This is a genomic window from Acinetobacter sp. S4400-12 (genome assembly GCF_024129495.1).
Lineage (GTDB): Bacteria > Pseudomonadota > Gammaproteobacteria > Pseudomonadales > Moraxellaceae > Acinetobacter > Acinetobacter lwoffii_C.
The window spans coordinates 1-19,069 of sequence record NZ_JAMXYB010000024.1 but is presented as its reverse complement, the minus strand read 5'-3'; the positions used below and the strand labels follow the sequence as shown (position 1 = coordinate 19,069).

Below are 19,069 nucleotides of genomic sequence, written 5' to 3'. Positions count from 1 at the left end.
TTATTTGAATAATGGTGATAATATTCATACTATAATGTATAAATTGTATTGTATTTGTTAAATAATGTCATTGAAAATTGCAAATATCAGGAACTCCATCCTATGAATAATGAAAATATGGCAATGCTGGCCGAGCAGTGGGAACAGATATGTCAAAATTATTCATCTGATGCTTTATTACAAGCCTTACAGTTTGTTCAGGAGCATTCGGTTATTCTGGTGGATGAGTTTTATAAAAATATGCTGCTCGAAAAAGAATCTGCACAATTTTTAACAGATAAACTGGTCCAGCAGCGCTTGCATACGACCTTAATCCAATGGTTATCGGAAAGTTTTAGTGTTCCGGTAAATAAGGATTATATGCAAGCGGTACAAAGACAGGCGATGGTCGGCCATGTCCATGCGCGTATTGGTATTCCTGCCTGGCTCATTATGCGCGGTGTGCGTGAAATCCAGTATATGGTCTTTCAATTATTGGGTTTAAACCCATCTGCCCATGCTTTTACCACCTGTAGTTATATTATAGAAGTCATGGGATTTGCTACAGAAATTATGTGCCGCTCCTATGAGGCTAAAACAGTAGCGAATCAGGAAATCAAGCATAGCTATCGTGTATTTTCTGCGATGCAGGATGTTGCAGTACAAAAAGACAAGCAGCGCAGTGCCTTGCTGGACTGGGAAAATGATTTGATGTTCAAGGTGTTTTCAGGCACTGGCCCGTTCAGACATCCGATGTTGTCCAAGTCTGAATTTGGACTTTGGTTTATTCATAAGGCAGCCTATGCTTTTGCGGAGTCAGATCAGGTCGATCTGGTCATCAAGCGGATTTATCAGGTTGATGAAGTGAATAAAGCTGTAGGGGAATGTACAGAAAACACTAACATGCTGGGGTTGATTCAACACATCCGTGATATTAACCGTGAAATCCAGCATCTGGTAGACCAATTGTTTCAGGTGGCTGATTATATTGAAGCCGGGAATGATTCATTGACTCAGCTGCTCAATCGCCGTTATTTAAATACAATTATTTCTCGTGAAATCAGCTACTCGCGGCAAAACCAGACACCTTTGTCCCTATTGGCAATTGATGCCGACTTTTTTAAAAATATTAATGACAAGTTTGGTCACGCAGCGGGGGATGTTGCGCTGAAATTTATTGCTGAAGCGTTGCAGAGGTATAGTCAGGGCAGTGATTATGCTTTTCGTCTCGGTGGCGAAGAGTTTTTACTGCTGCTAGTAGATGCCGATGAGAAACGTACGCGCCATATTGCAGAGAGTATTCGTCAATATGTGGAAAATAGCCTGATCAATGACGGACAGGGACAGTGCTTTAAACTGACGGTCAGTATCGGCTGTGTCTTATTTGATGGTCATCCTGATTATCAGAAATTCCTGGATGCAGCTGATGCTGCATTGTATATGGCAAAAAATACTGGCCGAAATCTGGTGTATATGGCTAAGTCTCCATCTTGTGGACAGATTAAACAGCAAAGAAGGGCTTAAATGCTGGAGAGCGTATGTTTTAATCTGAGGGCTGCTGCTGGATAAAAGCCAGAAACTTTTGTTTTAGCTGAATATAATCGGGATGAGCTTTGGCTTCATCCCACTTTTGCTTAAATATTTTTGCTGCCGCTGCTTTGACAGGGTCTTCTGGACTTCGTGGGAGTTCATCCCGGCCATGTGAACCGCTTAACCCTTTTTTATCTTCAGGTACAGGGCCTGCATACTTTTTACCGCTTTTATGATTGGCATAACGCCGGGCACGGGTATAACCCATCTGCAAAAACTTGCGTGCCATATCTGCGCCTACAAAATCATTCTGCTGTAAATATTCTAAGAATAGAGCATAAATTTTTGCGCTGCTAAGCTGAGCTTTTTCTGCATCGGCAAAGCGCCAGTACGGCAAAATTTCCGATTTATAAGGCTCGACCAACAACACACCTTGTTCTCCACGACCAATCCGGTATAAATCCGGACGCTTGCGAAAATCGATCTTTTTAAAATCAAGAGAATAATCAAAGCTAGATGAATATACACGTGAAGTACGTTTAGGTGGATCTAACGGTTTCTTGTTCATGCCTTTACTACTCCAGCAAATAGAAGTGCTATATATGATGCAAGGGGAGCAGTAAAAAATCAGTAGGACATTATAGCAGGAAATGTATTATCAATTTAAAATAAAGCAAAAGTAGCTGATTCTTATGATTGTTTTGAATGGACTAACACTGAAATGATTTCAGCATTAAGGAGTCAGGGGCTGAATCAAACAGTTTAAAATTTCTTATTGTGTAAAAGATATTTAGTATTCAACCACCACATAATACTTTTTAACCGCTTCGACGACTTCAAACGTGCCGGTAAATGCAGGGGGAATGATACCGGCTTCGCCCGCTTTTACCTCAATAAATGACTGGTTCTGGGTATCATGTATACGGACTACACCTTCAATCACCTGAAAAAATTCCTGTTTATTTTCAGCGAATTGAATATTCCATGCCCCTACTTCACAATTCCAGATTCCGCAGTCCATATGTGGATGCTCATAAGCGCTATAGGTCAGACGTTTTGGATTTCCCTGAACCAGACGCTCCGGCCTTGGATAGTCGACACTGGCCTCAGTTTGACTTAAACCCTGACCTGCAATCCAAATTGACATTCTGATAACCTTATCCGGATAAAAAAAGCCTCGACATGCGTTGAGGCTTTGAGGGATTAATAACTTTCTGGCACAGCACTTAAAAATTCACGACGTTCTTCTTTATTGGTTTTAAAATCTCCGATAAAAGAAACCGTACGTGTCGTTGATTCCTGTTTGCCTACACCACGCATCATCATACACATATGTGCAGAATCGATCATGACCGCAACACCGCGCGCTTTGGTCACTTCTGCGACAGCTTCGGCAATTTGCTGGGTCAGGTTTTCCTGAATTTGCAGGCGACGCGCAAACATTTCGGTAATACGGGCAAATTTGGACAAGCCGAGCACATGACCTTCAGGCAGATAGGCAATATGTACACGACCATAGAATGGCAATAAATGATGTTCACAGAGTGAATAGAACTCGATATTTTTTACCAAAACCATTTCACGGTTATCCGAAGGAAACACCGCGCTGTTGGTGACTTCTTCAAGAACTTGGCTATAACCTGAGGTCAAATACGAAAAGGCTTTCGCAGCACGCATGGGCGTATCTTTGAGGCCAGGGCGATTTAAATCTTCACCAACGGCAGTAAGAATGTTTGCGTAGGATTGCTGCATAGTCATATGACATATTCACTTAAACTGAGAATGAAACAAGGAGGGCATTGTAGCAGAAAACTATTACAATGCCTTATTTTAGGGTGGAATCCGATTAATGTTTAAACTTTGGATTTTTTTCTGCGCGTTTTAGCAGAACCAGCACGGCACCAGTGCCTCCCTGTCTTTCCGGTGCACTGACAAAGGCCAGAACATCACGATGTTGACGTAACCAGCCGTTGACATAGGTTTTTAAAATTGCTTCAGGACCTTTGCCATGAACAATTTTGATCACATTCTGGTTTTCGTCTTTGGCCATCTGAATAATTTGGAGTACAGCCTGACGGGCTTCCTCGACAGTACAGCCATGTAGGTCAACAGCTTCAAACCAGCGTAAATTGCCGGCTTTTAAATCTTCAAAGACTTTGTGCTGTAAAGTTGCAATACGGTAACTTAAGTTTGCCTGACTTCCAACAGGATTGAGCATCGCCTGAGTATCGGATAACGCGGCCTCATCCGTTTCCATTGGGCCTTCGGCAGCTGCACGCTTGGCCAGCGTCTGGGCATCCACTTTCTTTTTTGGCATTTTCTCTATTTTGGCAATATTGCCCTGAGTTATTTTTTGCACTCCCTGCATCTGCTTGCGAAACAGCTCAAGATCCTCCTCCTGCGCTTGTTCAGGTGTCTTTTCAACAGGCGTAACAGGAGCCACCTGTGGGTGTGGATTGCTGATTTGTTTTTTAAACTGTTTCAGCAAATTGAACTGGTCTTTGGAAAGTGAAGAATCGTGTTTGCTCATAATGAAAAAAACAGGAGAGAAATGCAAAATTTAACTAAATTATAGTCCTGAATTGCATAAAAGAGAACTGACTTGCATTTATAGCTGCATATAGAAAAAATTAAGGCCGGAGAGTTACAGGGAAATCATAAGATCTTCACGTAGTTATGAGGATAAAGAAGTATGATTTAAGTCTCTATCAGGGGGATTGAGTAGACAAAAATATAATCAGAAGGACTTGTCAGAAGAGCTATTTATGTGGAGAGGATGAAAGCAGCAGCTGGCCCATATGCGCTTATTGTATTATCAAAGGGTCTTTTTTACTTAAGCGCTTAGAGCTGCTGTTGATACTTAGGCCATAGTAAAGCTTGAGTGAAAAATTAAAAACCCGATTCTGAAATCGGGTTTTTTAAAAGCTTGTTAATTCTTAAACAGTTTCTGGCTCACCAAATAACTCATAGAAAGCATGGTCAGGACGCGGCTGTTTCATAAAGCTTTCACCGACCAGAAAGGCATGAATATCCTGTTCCTGCATCATGCTGACGTCAGCAGGTGTAGCAATACCACTTTCAGTGACCAGTAAGCGTGACGGATCAAGTAATTTTTTCAGCCGAATTGAGGTGTTTAAGTCCACCTCAAAGGTTTTTAAATTACGGTTATTCACACCAAGCAGACAGCGGTCAGAAAGTTTTAAGGCACGTCCTAGCTCTTCCTCATCATGTACTTCGACCAGCACATCAAGATTATGTTCAAATGCAGTCTTGGACATTTCCTCTAATTGCTGGTCTGATAAAGATGCCACGATCAGCAAAATACAGTCAGCATGCAGGGCACGTGCCTCGATGACTCCATACGGGTCGATCAGGAAGTCTTTACGCAGGGCGGGCAGGCTAGAATGTGAACGTGCGATCTGAATATTTGCATCTGCACCGTGGAAAAAATCTTCATCGGTCAGTACCGATAAACAGGCTGCACCAGCTTCTTCATACTGCTGTGCAATCTCTGCAGGATTAAAATTTTCCCGGATAATCCCTTTTGAAGGTGAGGCTTTCTTGATTTCAGCAATCACCCCGGGACGTTTAGACAGGAGCGATTGGGTAAAACTACGCACTGGCGTCGCTGCCTGTGCCAGCTCTTCCTGGTCTTTGTAGCTGTGCTGCTTTAAACGTAGCGCAAATTCTTCTTTCTTGCGGTCAATAATTTTACCTAAAATTGTATTGGCGATATCAACCATGATAAAAACTCCTGACCTGTTTAAACTTCATATTGCTTAATGGTTTTTGTAAATTCAGAAAGTACACTCATTTTCTCAAGTGCCTGACCGCCATAAATAATATCATGCGCCAGCGCCACACCTTGCTTATAGCTGGTGGTTAAACCAGATACATAGATTCCGGCACCTGCATTCAGAGCAATCATATTGGCTGCCTTATAACCAATCTCGGATTTTTTCTTGCCGAGTGCATCTTTAATCAACGCCAGACTTGTTGCAGAATCTTCCACAATTAAGCCAGTTAATGTCTGGGATTCAATATCCACCAGTTCAGGCGTAATTTCCCATTCACTCACTTCACCATTTTTAAGCTCGGCCACATGGGTTGCAGAAGCCAGACTGATTTCATCTAAACCATCACGTGAATGCACCACCATCACATGTTCTGCCCCGAGCTGTTTCATGACCTCTGCAATTGGGCGGCATAATTCATTAGAAAATACACCAATCACCAGACGCTTTACTCCGGCCGGATTCGTAAGCGGGCCAAGTAAGTTAAAAATACTGCGAATACCCAGCTCTTTACGTGGACCAATCGCATATTTCATGGCCTTATGATGATTGGGTGCAAACAGGAAGCCGATACCAATGTCACGGATGCAGCGCTCAGTCTGCTGCATGTTCAGGTCAAGATGGATACCGGCCTGTTCCAGTAAATCAGAAGAACCAGATTTACTGGAAACTCCGCGGTTCCCATGTTTGGCAATAGTTGCGCCTGCCGCCGCAATCACAAAGGCCGAGGCGGTAGAGACGTTAAACAGGTTCTGCCCATCGCCACCCGTACCGACAATATCGACCAGATGCGGTATGTCGCTGACTTCAATTTTAGTTGCAAGTTCACGCATGACCCGTGCTGCGGCGGTGATTTCATCAATGCTTTCACCTTTCAGGCGTAAACCCATGAGTAGGGCACCAATCTGTGCATCGGTAGTTTCGCCCGACATGATGCTACGCATCACATCTTCCATTTGTTCCTGAGTCAGATGAATATTTTTTGTAATATTACTTAATGCTTGTTGAATGTTCATTTATTGTGCTTCGCCCATTATGCATAAATTTCAAGAAAGTTTTTAAAGATCTGATGACCATGCTGGCTCAGGATGGATTCCGGGTGAAACTGCACGCCTTCGATCGGCAATGTCTTATGTTTAATTCCCATAATTTCTTCCATCGAACCATCTGTTTCGTTGGTCCAGCAAGTCACTTCCAGACAGTCCGGTAACGTCGCTTGATCAATCACCAAAGAGTGATAACGGGTCGCCGAAAAGGGAGAAGGCAGGTGACTGAAAATCCCGGTATCGCTGTGATACATATCAGACAAACGTCCATGCATTACGCGTTTGGCGCGAACAATCTCACCGCCAAAGGCCTGTCCAATACTTTGATGACCTAGGCAGACGCCGAGTAAAGGGATTTTCCCGCCAAAGTGCTGAATGGCCGGAATAGAGATACCCGCTTCACTTGGAGAGCAGGGACCAGGACCAATGACCAGATACTTCGGTTGCCATCGCTCAATATTCTCCAAAGTCACGGCATCATTACGGACTACTTTTACTTCCTGTTGCAGTTCGCCAAAATATTGGACGATGTTATAAGTAAAAGAGTCATAGTTGTCGATCATGAGAAGCATTTTGAGCATAACCTCTTGAAGTTTATATATTTTATAACACTGCGGGAGTTTGTTGACCACAATGTTACTCACTTTGTATAAAGTGATTGATTTTGCAGGCATTAAGATAGCTGCATTATCAAGCGGCTACTTTAGCAGTTTTTGAATGTCTTGTGATGATTTCATTCGTCCAATTATTTGGGTGCTATTTATTTCTTATGCTTTGTTTTTTAGAGGCTGTGATTGATTCACAATCATTTTCTTTTTATTAGCCTACAATGTGAGGGCTGCCCAATTCAAAGCGTTACTCTAATTCAGGCATAGCTGTAAAATGATAAAAGTAGCCTTGATGTAAGCATGCTAAGGATACTTCTCTTCCTGGAATATTTTTTCATGAATGATATGTGTTTGAGAAATAGTATTTTTGGCAAACCGTACTGCTTGGATTTTGCGATGCTCCAGCAATGATGTACCTGAATCTTATTATTTTAGGTTGCATATAAACTGATAATGAGTAACCGACTCTCTTAAAGTTATAAGCTTACTTTTAGATAGATTGTTGGTGAAAAATGAAAAAAAACGATGGGATAAAAATAAAAAACGATAAAACAGCCTATCCACAATTTGATCTAAAAAGCATCACTTAAATGGTTGTCAATACTCTAAGAAAAGCAGAATAATTGTACGGATTTTGCAAAAAATCATATAAAACAGAAAAGAGAGCAGCCGGTGTACTTCTCTTTTATGTTGCTGAATTGTTATAGCTTTATGGCTATTTGCCAGAATTGGGCAATCTTTAAGCTAAAATTTACTAAATTTATAGAAATATGTTTAAGAATTATATTTTTATCTTTAAAAAAGGTTATGCGCACTATTTAAGTGCGTTAGAAAATAAGTACCAATAAAATATATCAAGCGTGCCTGAATATAGTGCATTTCCTTTCACTCCCAGTATAATAGGCGCAAAGTATTTTTAGCTTAAGATGTTTTCTTATAAAGAATTCAGAATTTTAACTATGCTTTTAAGAGTTGGTACGATAATTGCATTAATGAATGCCAACTACTAACACGCACTTTGCGAGTGCAACAAAAACCATCGGAGCAAAATGAGCATGGCGAACAAGGTCCTTCAACTCATACAAGAAAGTGGCGCAAAATGGGTCGATTTTCGCTTTACTGATACCAAGGGTAAAGAACAGCATGTCACTTACCCATCAGACAGTATTGATGAAGATACGTTTGAAGACGGGAAAATGTTTGACGGTTCGTCAATCGCTGGATGGAAAGGCATTGAAGCATCCGACATGATTTTACGTCCAGATGCAGAAACTTGCTTCTTAGATCCGTTCTTCGCAGAGCCAACAGTTGTTGTAACTTGTGATGTCATTGAACCATCGACTGGTCAGGGTTATGACCGTGATCCACGCTCTATCGCTCGCCGTGCAGAAGAGTATTTAAAGTCGACAGGTATTGGTGATACAGCATTCTTTGGCCCAGAACCAGAATTCTTCGTATTTGACGAAGTAAAATGGGAAATCGACATGTCTGGCGCACGCCATACATTGATCGCTGAAGAAGCTGCATGGTCAACCGGTAACGATTATGAAGCCGGTAACTCTGGTCACCGTCCACGTGTTAAAGGCGGTTATTTCCCGGTTCCTCCTGTAGATTCTTCACAAGATATGCGCGCAGATATGTGTGCAAAAATTGAAGATATTATGGGGCCAGGCCGTGTAGAAGTACATCACCACGAAGTTGCATCTTGCCAATTAGAAATTGGGGTGAGCTTTAATACTATGGTGCGTAAAGCTGATGAAGTTCAACAGTTCAAATATGCGGTTTGGAACGTTGCCCATCAATACGCGAAAACTGCAACCTTTATGCCTAAACCGATGGTTGGCGATAACGGTTCTGGTATGCATGTTCACATGTCGATCTCTAAAGATGGCAAGAACCTGTTTGCAGGTGATGAATATGCAGGCCTTTCAGAAATGGCCCTGTATTTCATTGGCGGTATCATCAAACATGCGCGTTCATTAAATGCGATCACTAACCCTTCTACTAACTCGTACAAGCGTTTAGTACCACATTTTGAAGCACCCATTATGCTGGCTTATTCAGCGCGTAACCGTTCTGCATCAATCCGTATTCCATACGTATCTAGCCCGAAAGGCAAACGTATTGAAGCGCGCTTCCCTGATCCAATGATGAACCCGTACCTGGGTTTTGCTGCTTTGTTGATGGCAGGTCTGGACGGTATCCAAAATAAGATCCACCCAGGTGAAGCTGCTGATAAAAACTTGTATGATCTTCCTCCTGAAGAAGAAGCAAAAATCCCTACAGTGGCTCATAGTCTGGAAATGGCACTGGAGGCACTCGAAGCTGACCATGACTACCTGTTAAAAGGTGGCGTGTTCTCTAAAGATATGCTTGATGCCTATATCGAAATTAAAACGGAAGAAGTTCGCCGTTTAAATACCACAACTCACCCGGTTGAATTCGATATGTACTACAGTCTTTAATTCTTTATAGAATTTCACTGTAAAAAATGCCCGCCTTGCGCGGGTTTTTTTGTATCATCTGTTTAGAGATTTACAATTAGTAGATAATATGGCGCAACGTAAAAAGCACACAGGATTTTTCCCCTGGAATGATCCGAACGATCATGCAAAAGGTTTCAAACTCAATTTTTCAGAAGTAACTTATATTGAAGTTGGACGTACCCCCGAAGGCTATAAACAGGCGCAATTTATTGCATTGAAAAACCCTGAGCTGGCACTGGATTGTGATTATCCGCAAAGTTTTTATTTAAGTGCTGAGGGTTTTATCTTGCAGAAAAAGGCAAATGGTCAATTTGAAATTATTGCCAAAACAGACAATGGCTAAACATTGGTTATGGAATAAATTGCAAGATGCATATTAAGCAGTCAAATATCTTGCAGATTGAGTGTACAGGTAAACTTATGCAGCAAATCCCTGCTGAATTGAAATCATGGCTGTATGCTTCAGGGTCTTTAACGCAGCAGCTGACAGATTTAGCGAATGGAAAATTCAATGTTCAGCCAGTCAAAGAGCATTTTCAGCGCTTAAGCTTCAGTGATGCACGGTGGATGGGAATGCCACATCAGCATACCTCATGGGTACGGGAAAGCCATTTATATGGCTGTGAAGCTCAGCCTTGGGTGAAAGCAAAAAGTATTTTTCCTATTTTAAGTTTGCAAAAACGGGCACGGATTTTTCAGCATATTGGTAAAAAGCCGATTGGCTGGTTTTTATTTCAACGTACCAATCCTCAGTGTGAGCGCCGTGTGTTATGGCTTGAAGATGGCTGGACCAGGCAGAGCTGCTATACTTGGCACGGTTGTAAATTTATTGTGCAAGAGACTTTTTTGCCCAGTTTTGAGCAGTTTTTACAACATCAGACTTCATTACAACATCGTTAAGGATAAACATGGCAACTTTGCAAACGATCACATGGCGTCAGCGTTTTGAGGCTTATTATTATCTCTGTCGTTTTGATAAGCCGATTGGTACAGAACTGGTATTCTGGCCAACCATGTGGGCGTTATGGATTGCTGCGGAAGGTGTTCCTGATTTAACCATCTTAATTGCCATGATTTTAGGCACTATTTTTATGCGAGCTGCGGGTTGTGCGATCAACGATTTTGCCGACCGAAAAGTGGATGCTCATGTAGACCGCACCAAAAACCGGCCGCTGGCAACCGGAGTTATTTCAGCACGTGAAGCGGTTTGGGTATTTTTGGCTCTGGTCGCTGCCAGCGCCTGCACCTTGTTTTTTCTGCCCATAGCGACATTCTATTGCGCGCTTGCTGGTCTGGCGCTTGCGTTTATTTACCCCTTTATGAAGCGATATACGCATTTGCCGCAAGTCGTGCTGGGCATGGCATTTTCATGGGGAATTCCCATGTCATTCACAGCAATGGGCAAGCCGCTCGATTGGAGTTGCTGGCTGCTGTATTTTGGTAATCTGGCCTGGACTGTGGCTTATGACACTCAATATGCAATTACTGACCGTGAATACGATTTAAAAATCGGGGTAAAATCGACCGCTATTCTTTTTGGGAAATACGATATTACAATGATTTCTGCGCTACAGGCTGTGAGTGTTGTGCTCATAGGTAGTGCACTATATATAGAACACCTGTTGGTGCCATTTGGCCTGATTGCTTTACTGGTGGTGATTGCAGATTTTATCTATCAATGGACTAAAACCAAAGAGAAAGAGCCGCACTGGTGTTTCTGGGCATTTCGTCATAATCGTTGGGTAGGTTTGATAATATTCACCGGAATTTTTCTGGCACTCTGGTAAAAAAACTGGTGATTGCAGACTTACAAAAGCATCCTATAAGGATGCTTTTTTTTATGTTTTATTCAAAGCTCTTGCATGAGAATTATAAAGAACAATAAGGGATTACCATATGAATAAGATAATGAAAAACGGTTTTAAAAAGACCTGTCTGGCAGTGATGTGTTCAATGACATTATTCCTGACGGCGTGTCATAACGATGATGATAACAGGTCATTTCAGCCCCAGGAAAAAGTATTCTTGGGTCAGAAAGCCTATAGTGCAGATATACTTGCGGAAGCATCCAATATTCAGGTCATGCGCTATAACATGCCAAATGTACGTGGTGAGCGGGCTGAGGCTACGGCGATGGTTTTGTATCCGAATACACCACAGCCAAAAGATGGCTGGCGTGTCGTTGTCTGGGAGCATGGTACGGTAGGTAGTGGCGATTCATGTGCGCCAACGAATAACCTGCTCAACTCTAACCTTAAAGTGCTTGCACGTAGCCTGCTTACACAAGGATATGTCATTGTGGCACCAGATTATGAGGGCTTGGGCACCCAGGGAATCCATCCTTATTTGAATCTGGATAGTGCTGCTCAATCAGCAATTTATGCAGTAAAAGCATTTAAACAGCAGCAGGGCAGTAGATTTAATGGGGCTTGGGTATCTGTCGGGCAATCTCAGGGAGGGCATGCCTCTCTGGCAACAGCAGAGTTTGCGGATCGTGATTCAAATTATAAGGCAGCAGTTGCAGCAGCTCCGGCATCAAGCTTAGGACGTATTATTGGTGAAATAGCACCACAAGCTTTAAAAGCTATGGTGGATGCTGGGCAAGATGAGAGGGCCAAAGCGGTCTATGCTGAGTTGCTGGCTTATGCAGCCTATGTGGGCGTCGGGATTAAGGCCTATGAACCAGCTTTTAACTATCGCAATATTTTTTCGGAACGAGCTGGCATTGTTGCTGAAAAAGCCGAAGGGACGACGGGGGAAAATGGATTATGTCTACAGCCTCTAATTACTGAATATATTAATGATATTAATCTTTACCTGAATACTAATCCGGGGAAAACTGTTATTGATTATCCAGGATTGGTTGCGAACTTTCAGGATAATTCTTCAGTCAAAAAGTTCCTGCTTGAAAACCAGCCTGCAACTGAAAAAATCAATGTGCCAGTCATGATTATCCAGGGAACGGCAGATACGGCAGTGCCTTATATAATCACTGATGCTTTACAGAAAAACTTGGCAAATATGGGTACCGCTGTCACTTTTGTACCTGTGTCAAATGCAACGCATACCGAAGCTATTGTAAAAAGTAATGATCTGCTGGTATCGTTTATTGAAACGCATATGCCGGCTGGTGTCAGTCCTTAATACCAAAGGAGCTTCGGCTCCTTTTTATAGCTTGAGCAATTGCTTTATTTTGTTATATTGGGCAGCGCAATGAATGATAGAGAAAAGCAGGTCGGTTTATGTCGCAACAGCCACAACAGCGCAGTATTAAAAAGCTGGTGATTCTTGGAACACTGGCTTTATGTATCCCGATTTTTTTAATTACCATGGCATTTTTGGCCGTCAACAGTGATGCGAAAAATCAGGAAAAATATAAGCAGCAGCAAGCTGAGATGATCGCGCGTATTGAAGCACGAGAGGCCGCCGAGAAATTAAAGGTAGAGCCGCAAGCTCAGGCGAGTCAAGCTGCTTCTGAAACCCAATAGGCTTCTCCTTACTAGTTGTTCTTATGATCTTCAATAGTGGGGTGATGGTTTGATACTTTATAGGTCTATACTGAACAGCTGCATAGTTGGCTATCAGGCGCAGAGCATCCGGGACGAGATTTCTTTTTCTTGTTTCAAATGTTGAAGGCTCATGCCATCCGCATACGAGTATTGTCTGATCTCATTATAAATATTTAATGTTGCATCACAGCATTCTGCTTAAATAGACAGGATATAACCACTGATCACCTGATCAGTGGTTATATTTAAATGGCCTTAGAGCAGTTCTTTACGTAATTGCTCAGGTGTTTTGATTGAAAGCAATCCAGGTGCTACATCGAATGCTGTTTTGGCACCATACTGCTGAGTTTGATGCAGGCGGTAGCAGGCACGGGCATATGCCACTAAAACGCTTGCAGTAAATTCAGGATTACTATTCAGTTTCAAAGAAAACTCAATGACTTGAGCCTGCTCATCACTGGTATTGCCGCTACGGATAACAAAACCGCCATGTGGCATACGCTGGTGATCTTTCAGTAAGGTTTCCTCACTGATAAAATTCACAGTCGTATTATAGTCGGCGAAGTAATCCGGCATTGTTACAATAGCCTGTTCAACTCTTACAGCATCAGCACCTTGTTCTAATACCACATAACATTCACGATGATGCTTATCTTTAGTGCTTAAGTTAGGGCGAGCGCCACTGCGTACCTGTTCAATTGCATCGCTAGATGGAATGGTATATTGAACACCGGCTTTCACGCCTGGTACACGGCGGACTGCATCGGAGTGGCCCTGACTTAAGCCTTTACCCCAGAATGTATAGGTTTCACCATCTGGCAATAAAGCTTCACCAAATAAACGATTAATTGAAAACATGCCTGGATCCCAACCAATAGAGATCAGGGCTGTTTTATTATTGGCAGTTGCAGGCCCATCTACTGCTGCATAGTATTCCGGAATGCGTGCATGGGTATCAAAGCTATCTACGATATTGAATTTACTTGCAAAAATCGGGCCTTGTTGCGGTAGGTCATCTTTAGAGCCGCCACAAAGAATAAGCACATCAATTTTATCGCTAAAATCATTTAATAATGCATCCATGCTATAAACCTGAGTTTCTGCAAAGCAGGGAGTAACACTGCTAGGTGCGCGGCGAGTGAAAATACCCACAAGTTGCATATCAGGATTTTTGTGAATTGCAGTTTCAACACCACGGCCAAGATTACCGTAACCTGCGATACCAATACGAATAGAGTTTTGCATAAATGGACGATCACTGAATAAGAAGGAGTATTAAAATAAGTAAGATGATCATGACCGGAAATGCAATAGCTGGCTCATTGCATCTTACTTATATGTTATTTTCTAAGAGATTATAAAACGATAAGTTAAATTTTATCACCCTAAAAATATACAAAGAAAAGTTTAAAAGGCAACTTTTTAAAAGTAGGGCGATTAATCAGGAAAATGATAAGTTGTGTTGGGGCAGGCAAGCAGCCAAAAGATTCAAAATCGAATCCTTGGCCATCAGGCGAGTTTTGAAGTTAAAATACCGCTGAGTATAAGCTGTTGTGCTTATCTTAAATTCTGTTGTAATTGTCGGATGCTTGGAATGTCTGTATAGCGGATGACTGTATAACCTGCTGCAATTAGCATGGCATCACGTTCCGCATCTTCCTGTTCTTTACCGATATGGCTGGGGTCGTCCAGCTCAATAATGGCAACCACCTTATACTCACGATCCAGTACCACAAAATCGGTTACTTTACGGTTAAATTGATTGCGCATTTTCATGTGGTCATGAGTGATTAAGGCGCTAAATGCAACTTGTGCCAAAATATGATGATGAGGAAAAGCTTCTTTTAGGCGTACAAACATTCTGCTTTCAAAAGCAGTAATGACCGGTTTGGGATAAAACTTCTGCCGACGGGTAAACAGGCGTGGAAAGAGCAGGCAAATTAAGGCAAAACTCGCCATGCAGCCAATCACAAAAAATATAAACTGACTCAAATTAAACACAGACTAAAACAGGGAAGAATAAAAAAACCCACTTCGCAATGAGTGGGTTTTATAAAAATCTTGGCTCTCCCACCTGGGCTCGAACCAGGGACCTGCGGATTAACAGTCCGTCGCTCTACCGACTGAGCTATGGGAGAATAGATTGGCTCTCCAACCTGGGCTCGAACCAGGGACCTGCGGATTAACAGTCCGTCGCTCTACCGACTGAGCTATTGGAGAATCTGACAGCGATTATAGAGGGATTTAAAAAGGGGTCAAGACACTTTTAAAAAAAAGCCAAAGAAATTGACTCAAGTGTTTTAAAAGTAATCGGAAATGGTTGTAGTTCAAGCTGTTATGTTTAGATCGAAGCTTGAGTAGGAATATAAAGCTGGGTGCTCATCTTTGAAAACGAGCTTGAAGATGATGAGGTCAGAGGCTAGCCCTACCTGATATAAACTAAAGCTGAAAAAAACAGATATAAAAAAACCCACTTCGTAATGAGTGGGTTTTATAAAAATCTTGGCTCTCCCACCTGGGCTCGAACCAGGGACCTGCGGATTAACAGTCCGTCGCTCTACCGACTGAGCTATGGGAGAATAGATTGGCTCTCCAACCTGGGCTCGAACCAGGGACCTGCGGATTAACAGTCCGTCGCTCTACCGACTGAGCTATTGGAGAATCTGAGGGGCATTTTAGGCAGGAAACCAAAAGCCGTCAATCAATTCATGTAAAGAAATGAATCATTTGCTTTTTTAATATGCAGCTTGGCCTTAAAAATAAAAAAATCACCCATAAAGGGTGATTTTTATGCAGGAAATAAAAAATTATTTCTCAACACCAGCAGGTTGGCCAGCATATTTTGCGTTTGCGTAATCCCAGTTTACCAAGCTTTCCAAGAAAGTCGAGATGTACTTAGGACGCGCATTGCGGAAATCGATGTAGTAAGCATGTTCCCAAACATCAATTGTTAACACTGCAACTTTACCGTGAGCCATTGGTGTATCTGCGTTTGAAGTTTTCATGATAGAAAGTTTACCATTCACTTCATCAGCTACTAACCAAGCCCAGCCTGAACCAAACTGAGTGGTTGCAGCAGTTGCAAACTCTTCGGCAAATTTTTCGTAAGAACCGAAAGCTTCGTCGATTTTTGCAGCTAAAGTGCCAGTTGCTTTACCGCCACCATTTTTAGCCATACAGTTCCAGTAGAACGTGTGGTTCCAAACTTGAGCTGCGTTGTTGAACACACCTGCTTTAGATGCATCACCAGCAGTTGCCATGATGATCTCTTCTAAAGTTTTACCTTCAAGGTCAGTACCTTTGATCAGGTTGTTCAGGTTAACCACATAAGTATTATGGTGTTTATCATGATGGTATTCTAAAGTTTCTTTGCTGATATGAGGAGCAAGATCTTCATAACCGTAAGGTAGAGCAGGTAAAGTAATGGTTGTCATGTTCTCAATTCCTTGCATTTAGCTGGGTTTTAACAATAAGTGGCTTTATTGTAATAGATAATCGGACAAAATGGGCATTGCGTATAAATAACAATACACAATAAATCCTGAAAATATATAAATAAAGCTCTTAGAAAATGCTGTCAGCGAGAATTAAATCGGATTGTTTAATTCGTAATAAGCATACTCAATATTAAACTGTTCTGAAATCGCTTTGGCCAAGCGCTGCACACCGTATTTTTCAGTGGCATGATGGCCACAGGCATAATAATGTACATTCAGTTCCTGAGCTTCATAAAAAGTACGTTCGCTCACTTCGCCAGAAATATAGGCATCACAATCTGCGGCCGCTGCTTTATAAATATAATCCTGCGCACCACCGGTACAGAAACCGACTTTATGAATTTGATTCTTGTCCGCAGGAAGATGAATTGCATCAAAGCCAAGTTTTTCTGAAACATGGCTTTTAAAATATTCAGGACTCATCGGTTGTTTTAAATAGCCAATATTGCCAATTGGATGGCGTTCACTCGGATCCAACTGTTCGATATTTTCCAGCCCTAATAAATCTGCAATCGCCGCATTATTGCCTAAAGTTGGATGACTGTCTAAAGGCAGATGATAGCCAACCAGAGAGATATCATTTTGGATTAAGGCTTTAATCCGTTTACCGCGCATACCGGTAATGGGGTAAGGTTCACCTTTCCAGAAATAGCCATGATGCACCAATAACAAATCGGCGCCCTGTTCAATCGCTGCTTCAATTGCGCCTTGTGAGGCACTGACTGCACATACAATTTTTTTTACTTCAGCGCGGCCTTCGATCTGTAGACCATTTGGTGCATAATCCTTGAACTCATGCGTAAGTAAAGTCTGATTACACCACTGAATAATATCGTTTAAATCCGCCATAAAATTTCCGCCAGTTTAAAAACTTGTCATCATTAAAATATAAGATTAATTGTAACTAAAGCTGCACAAATATCTTGGCATATTTTTGTGTTTAGTTATGTATTTGGCATTACAATAGAGCACAAATTACTTAGCCATCAACGAATTAAAATATTTTAGAGGATTGCAACGTGCGCCGGACCTTTACATGGTTACCATGGGTATTACTGATTTTAGTCATTATCGGTTTTTTGGGGTGGCAACAACTGCAAAAACCGAAAGCACCAATTGCGCCTGATGGCGTCAAAATGCCAGCCGAAAAAGTAGAACCCCTGATTGATACGACACGTTCAGGTGGAATTGTTTCTTATAACGCAGCAGTAAAAGTCGCGGCACCAGCCGTTGTCAATATTTTTACCACTCAAAAGGTGAAACAGCAGGCTCATCCCTTACTGACTGATCCGGTATTTCGTGAATTTTTTGGTGACCAGTTGCCAGAGCAATTTAGCCAAAGCCCGAATGAAAACAGTCTGGGTTCGGGGGTAATTGTACGTCCGGATGGTTATATTTTAACGAATAATCATGTGATTGCTCAGGCAGATCAGATTGTGGTTGCGTTACATGATGGCCGTCGTGCTGAAGCCAGAGTCGTCGGCACCGATCCTGATACTGATCTGGCTGTCATTAAAATTGAACTGGAACAATTGCCGGTACTGCCATTCAAGCTTAGTGGCAATGAGGTGGGTGATGTGGTTCTGGCGATTGGTAACCCCTTTGGTGTGGGACAAACTGTGACTCAGGGGATTATCTCGGCAACTGGTCGTTCGGATTTAGGGATTAATACCTATGAAGACTTTATTCAAACGGATGCGGCCATTAACCCGGGTAATTCAGGGGGCGCATTAATTGATGTGGCGGGTAATCTGATTGGTGTAAATACCGCAATTTTCTCGCAAACTGGGGGATCTTTGGGTATTGGTTTTGCCATTCCGGCTAAAATTTGTCAGCAGGTCATGAATGCAATTTTAAAAGATGGGCGTGTAGTGCGTGGCTGGTTGGGGATTAGCTTATTGCCAAGTGAGCGAAATGATGTGCTACAGCCGAAAGAAACTGGTGTCATGGTTGCGGAAGTACTTGCAGATGGTCCAGCAGCCAAGGCTGGTATCCAGCGTGGCGATAAAATTCTGAAGGTTAATAATGAAGTGATTACTTCGGCATCGCATCTGATTAACTTTGTCGCCATACAGGCGCCTAACAGTACGATGCAGGTTGAAGTCGAACGTAACGGTAAAATCCTGATATTGGACGTGGTGGTAAGTGAGCGTAAGACACAAAATAGTTCTTCACAATACATTCCTTTGCCAGGTTAAAGAATACATCATTAAAAAATCCCTCACCTGAGGGATTTTTTATTTTCTTATCTGTCGGGGAAAGTAGTACAGCAGTACTGATCATTTTTCCCCAGTATTATATCCACAGATAATATTCAGGCTTGGTCAGTCATGTGAGTTGAGCTAGACTTTTTAGGTTTTGAAGTACCAGAATTTTATTATCGTTTTAATAAGTGTCGGCTATAGTTCTAATATTTCTTGCTTACCGCTCTCAGAGCTTCAACAGGTTTGATGATGGTATAGAGGCGATTATGATGACAACTAGATCTCTTTCATAAATCAAAAAATGATCTTCTTTTTGGTTGATATTTGCACTCCAGATTTCTTGGCATTCGTGCATAATCTGCGGATGGAATACATCGATTCAAAGAAGCTTTCTGAAACACAGTTCAAGCGATACA

Annotated in this window: 19 protein-coding genes and 4 tRNA genes; 8 read left to right on the top strand and 15 right to left on the bottom strand. The window is 42.0% G+C overall.

Translation table 11 applies throughout. The features are described 5' to 3' along the window. The first annotated feature begins 102 nt into the window (after positions 1 to 102). The gene (locus tag NI461_RS10060) at positions 103 to 1,503 is read left to right on the top strand and encodes a diguanylate cyclase (protein ID WP_174659576.1); all 1,401 of its coding nucleotides are present in this window, start codon (positions 103 to 105) and stop codon (positions 1,501 to 1,503) included. A gap of 19 nt (positions 1,504 to 1,522) precedes the next feature. Here NI461_RS10060 and NI461_RS10055 read toward each other — a convergent pair whose 3' ends face one another. The 7 genes from NI461_RS10055 to NI461_RS10025 form a co-directional block, all read right to left on the bottom strand. Beyond that, entirely contained in the window at positions 1,523 to 2,077 is a 555-nt protein-coding gene (locus NI461_RS10055) for a DUF4385 domain-containing protein (protein ID WP_174659577.1), read from the bottom strand. A 222-nt stretch (positions 2,078 to 2,299) separates the two neighbouring features. After that, a complete protein-coding gene (locus NI461_RS10050) occupies positions 2,300 to 2,656 on the bottom strand; it encodes a cupin domain-containing protein (RefSeq protein WP_174659578.1) in 357 nt (118 codons plus the stop codon). A gap of 56 nt (positions 2,657 to 2,712) precedes the next feature. Then, complete coding sequence (gene folE / locus NI461_RS10045) at positions 2,713 to 3,261, bottom strand: GTP cyclohydrolase I FolE (protein WP_171478796.1); 549 nt, start codon at positions 3,259 to 3,261, stop codon at positions 2,713 to 2,715. A gap of 94 nt (positions 3,262 to 3,355) precedes the next feature. Further along, positions 3,356 to 4,039, bottom strand: coding sequence for a Smr/MutS family protein (locus NI461_RS10040; RefSeq protein ID WP_174659579.1), 684 nt, complete (start codon positions 4,037 to 4,039; stop codon positions 3,356 to 3,358). 406 nt (positions 4,040 to 4,445) lie between these two features. Further along, the gene (gene trpC, locus NI461_RS10035) at positions 4,446 to 5,252 is read right to left on the bottom strand and encodes an indole-3-glycerol phosphate synthase TrpC (RefSeq protein ID WP_174659580.1); all 807 of its coding nucleotides are present in this window, start codon (positions 5,250 to 5,252) and stop codon (positions 4,446 to 4,448) included. A 20-nt stretch (positions 5,253 to 5,272) separates the two neighbouring features. After that, entirely contained in the window at positions 5,273 to 6,319 is a 1,047-nt protein-coding gene (trpD, locus tag NI461_RS10030; protein WP_151203856.1) for an anthranilate phosphoribosyltransferase, read from the bottom strand. A gap of 17 nt (positions 6,320 to 6,336) precedes the next feature. Continuing rightward, positions 6,337 to 6,921, bottom strand: coding sequence for an aminodeoxychorismate/anthranilate synthase component II (locus tag NI461_RS10025; RefSeq protein WP_253157180.1), 585 nt, complete (start codon positions 6,919 to 6,921; stop codon positions 6,337 to 6,339). 1,085 nt (positions 6,922 to 8,006) lie between these two features. Here NI461_RS10025 and glnA point away from each other — a divergent pair. The 6 genes from glnA (at position 8,007) to NI461_RS09995 (ending at position 12,931) form a co-directional block, all read left to right on the top strand. Then, a complete protein-coding gene (gene glnA / locus NI461_RS10020) occupies positions 8,007 to 9,422 on the top strand; it encodes a type I glutamate--ammonia ligase (protein WP_171480655.1) in 1,416 nt (471 codons plus the stop codon). A gap of 88 nt (positions 9,423 to 9,510) precedes the next feature. Further along, positions 9,511 to 9,786 (top strand): hypothetical protein, encoded by a 276-nt coding sequence (locus tag NI461_RS10015; RefSeq protein ID WP_174660561.1) that lies wholly within the window; start codon positions 9,511 to 9,513, stop codon positions 9,784 to 9,786. 77 nt (positions 9,787 to 9,863) lie between these two features. Next, positions 9,864 to 10,343, top strand: a complete 480-nt coding sequence (locus NI461_RS10010; RefSeq protein WP_174660562.1) for a chorismate lyase — start codon at positions 9,864 to 9,866, stop codon at positions 10,341 to 10,343. Positions 10,344 to 10,351: 8 nt separating this feature from the next. Beyond that, positions 10,352 to 11,230 (top strand): 4-hydroxybenzoate octaprenyltransferase, encoded by an 879-nt coding sequence (ubiA, locus tag NI461_RS10005; protein WP_174659581.1) that lies wholly within the window; start codon positions 10,352 to 10,354, stop codon positions 11,228 to 11,230. 109 nt (positions 11,231 to 11,339) lie between these two features. Further along, positions 11,340 to 12,587, top strand: coding sequence for a lipase family protein (locus NI461_RS10000; protein WP_228723976.1), 1,248 nt, complete (start codon positions 11,340 to 11,342; stop codon positions 12,585 to 12,587). A gap of 98 nt (positions 12,588 to 12,685) precedes the next feature. Next, on the top strand, positions 12,686 to 12,931 hold the full coding sequence (locus tag NI461_RS09995) for a hypothetical protein (RefSeq protein WP_151203851.1): 246 nt from the start codon (positions 12,686 to 12,688) through the stop codon (positions 12,929 to 12,931). Positions 12,932 to 13,207: 276 nt separating this feature from the next. Here NI461_RS09995 and NI461_RS09990 read toward each other — a convergent pair whose 3' ends face one another. The 8 genes from NI461_RS09990 to NI461_RS09955 all read right to left on the bottom strand — a co-directional run bounded on the left by NI461_RS09990 (position 13,208) and on the right by NI461_RS09955 (position 17,298). Further along, positions 13,208 to 14,197, bottom strand: a complete 990-nt coding sequence (locus tag NI461_RS09990) for a diaminopimelate dehydrogenase (RefSeq protein ID WP_253157178.1) — start codon at positions 14,195 to 14,197, stop codon at positions 13,208 to 13,210. A gap of 312 nt (positions 14,198 to 14,509) precedes the next feature. Further along, positions 14,510 to 14,953 carry a DUF2726 domain-containing protein gene (locus NI461_RS09985; RefSeq protein WP_151203849.1) on the bottom strand — a complete coding sequence of 148 codons (444 nt, stop codon included), beginning with the start codon at positions 14,951 to 14,953 and terminating at the stop codon, positions 14,510 to 14,512. Positions 14,954 to 15,014: 61 nt separating this feature from the next. Next, positions 15,015 to 15,090 (bottom strand) — tRNA-Asn (locus NI461_RS09980). Positions 15,091 to 15,096: 6 nt separating this feature from the next. Next, a tRNA-Asn gene (locus tag NI461_RS09975) sits at positions 15,097 to 15,172 on the bottom strand. A gap of 283 nt (positions 15,173 to 15,455) precedes the next feature. Continuing rightward, positions 15,456 to 15,531, bottom strand: a tRNA-Asn gene (locus tag NI461_RS09970). A gap of 6 nt (positions 15,532 to 15,537) precedes the next feature. Next, positions 15,538 to 15,613: transfer RNA gene (locus tag NI461_RS09965), tRNA-Asn, on the bottom strand. A 146-nt stretch (positions 15,614 to 15,759) separates the two neighbouring features. After that, positions 15,760 to 16,386, bottom strand: coding sequence for a superoxide dismutase (locus tag NI461_RS09960; RefSeq protein ID WP_151203848.1), 627 nt, complete (start codon positions 16,384 to 16,386; stop codon positions 15,760 to 15,762). Between the two features lie 153 nt (positions 16,387 to 16,539). After that, complete coding sequence (locus NI461_RS09955; protein ID WP_174659583.1) at positions 16,540 to 17,298, bottom strand: Nif3-like dinuclear metal center hexameric protein; 759 nt, start codon at positions 17,296 to 17,298, stop codon at positions 16,540 to 16,542. A 170-nt stretch (positions 17,299 to 17,468) separates the two neighbouring features. On the opposite strand from NI461_RS09955, the gene NI461_RS09950 reads away from it, so the two are divergent. Beyond that, complete coding sequence (locus tag NI461_RS09950; protein WP_174659584.1) at positions 17,469 to 18,647, top strand: trypsin-like peptidase domain-containing protein; 1,179 nt, start codon at positions 17,469 to 17,471, stop codon at positions 18,645 to 18,647. Positions 18,648 to 19,069: the final 422 nt, after the last annotated feature.

Excerpts from the sequence above, each read along its gene's own strand:
- trpD (WP_151203856.1), bottom strand. The coding sequence starts at position 6,319 with ATGAACATTCAACAAGCATTAAGTAATATTACAAAAAATATTCATCTG.
- NI461_RS09955 (WP_174659583.1), bottom strand. The coding sequence starts at position 17,298 with ATGGCGGATTTAAACGATATTATTCAGTGGTGTAATCAGACTTTACTT.
- NI461_RS10050 (WP_174659578.1), bottom strand. The coding sequence starts at position 2,656 with ATGTCAATTTGGATTGCAGGTCAGGGTTTAAGTCAAACTGAGGCCAGT.
- NI461_RS09995 (WP_151203851.1), top strand. The coding sequence starts at position 12,686 with ATGTCGCAACAGCCACAACAGCGCAGTATTAAAAAGCTGGTGATTCTT.
- folE (WP_171478796.1), bottom strand. The coding sequence starts at position 3,261 with ATGCAGCAATCCTACGCAAACATTCTTACTGCCGTTGGTGAAGATTTA.
- NI461_RS10025 (WP_253157180.1), bottom strand. The coding sequence starts at position 6,921 with ATGCTTCTCATGATCGACAACTATGACTCTTTTACTTATAACATCGTC.
- glnA (WP_171480655.1), top strand. The coding sequence starts at position 8,007 with ATGAGCATGGCGAACAAGGTCCTTCAACTCATACAAGAAAGTGGCGCA.
- NI461_RS10010 (WP_174660562.1), top strand. The coding sequence starts at position 9,864 with ATGCAGCAAATCCCTGCTGAATTGAAATCATGGCTGTATGCTTCAGGG.
- ubiA (WP_174659581.1), top strand. The coding sequence starts at position 10,352 with ATGGCAACTTTGCAAACGATCACATGGCGTCAGCGTTTTGAGGCTTAT.
- NI461_RS10040 (WP_174659579.1), bottom strand. The coding sequence starts at position 4,039 with ATGAGCAAACACGATTCTTCACTTTCCAAAGACCAGTTCAATTTGCTG.
- trpC (WP_174659580.1), bottom strand. The coding sequence starts at position 5,252 with ATGGTTGATATCGCCAATACAATTTTAGGTAAAATTATTGACCGCAAG.
- NI461_RS10055 (WP_174659577.1), bottom strand. The coding sequence starts at position 2,077 with ATGAACAAGAAACCGTTAGATCCACCTAAACGTACTTCACGTGTATAT.
- NI461_RS10000 (WP_228723976.1), top strand. The coding sequence starts at position 11,340 with ATGAATAAGATAATGAAAAACGGTTTTAAAAAGACCTGTCTGGCAGTG.
- NI461_RS09960 (WP_151203848.1), bottom strand. The coding sequence starts at position 16,386 with ATGACAACCATTACTTTACCTGCTCTACCTTACGGTTATGAAGATCTT.
- NI461_RS10060 (WP_174659576.1), top strand. The coding sequence starts at position 103 with ATGAATAATGAAAATATGGCAATGCTGGCCGAGCAGTGGGAACAGATA.
- NI461_RS09990 (WP_253157178.1), bottom strand. The coding sequence starts at position 14,197 with ATGCAAAACTCTATTCGTATTGGTATCGCAGGTTACGGTAATCTTGGC.
- NI461_RS10015 (WP_174660561.1), top strand. The coding sequence starts at position 9,511 with ATGGCGCAACGTAAAAAGCACACAGGATTTTTCCCCTGGAATGATCCG.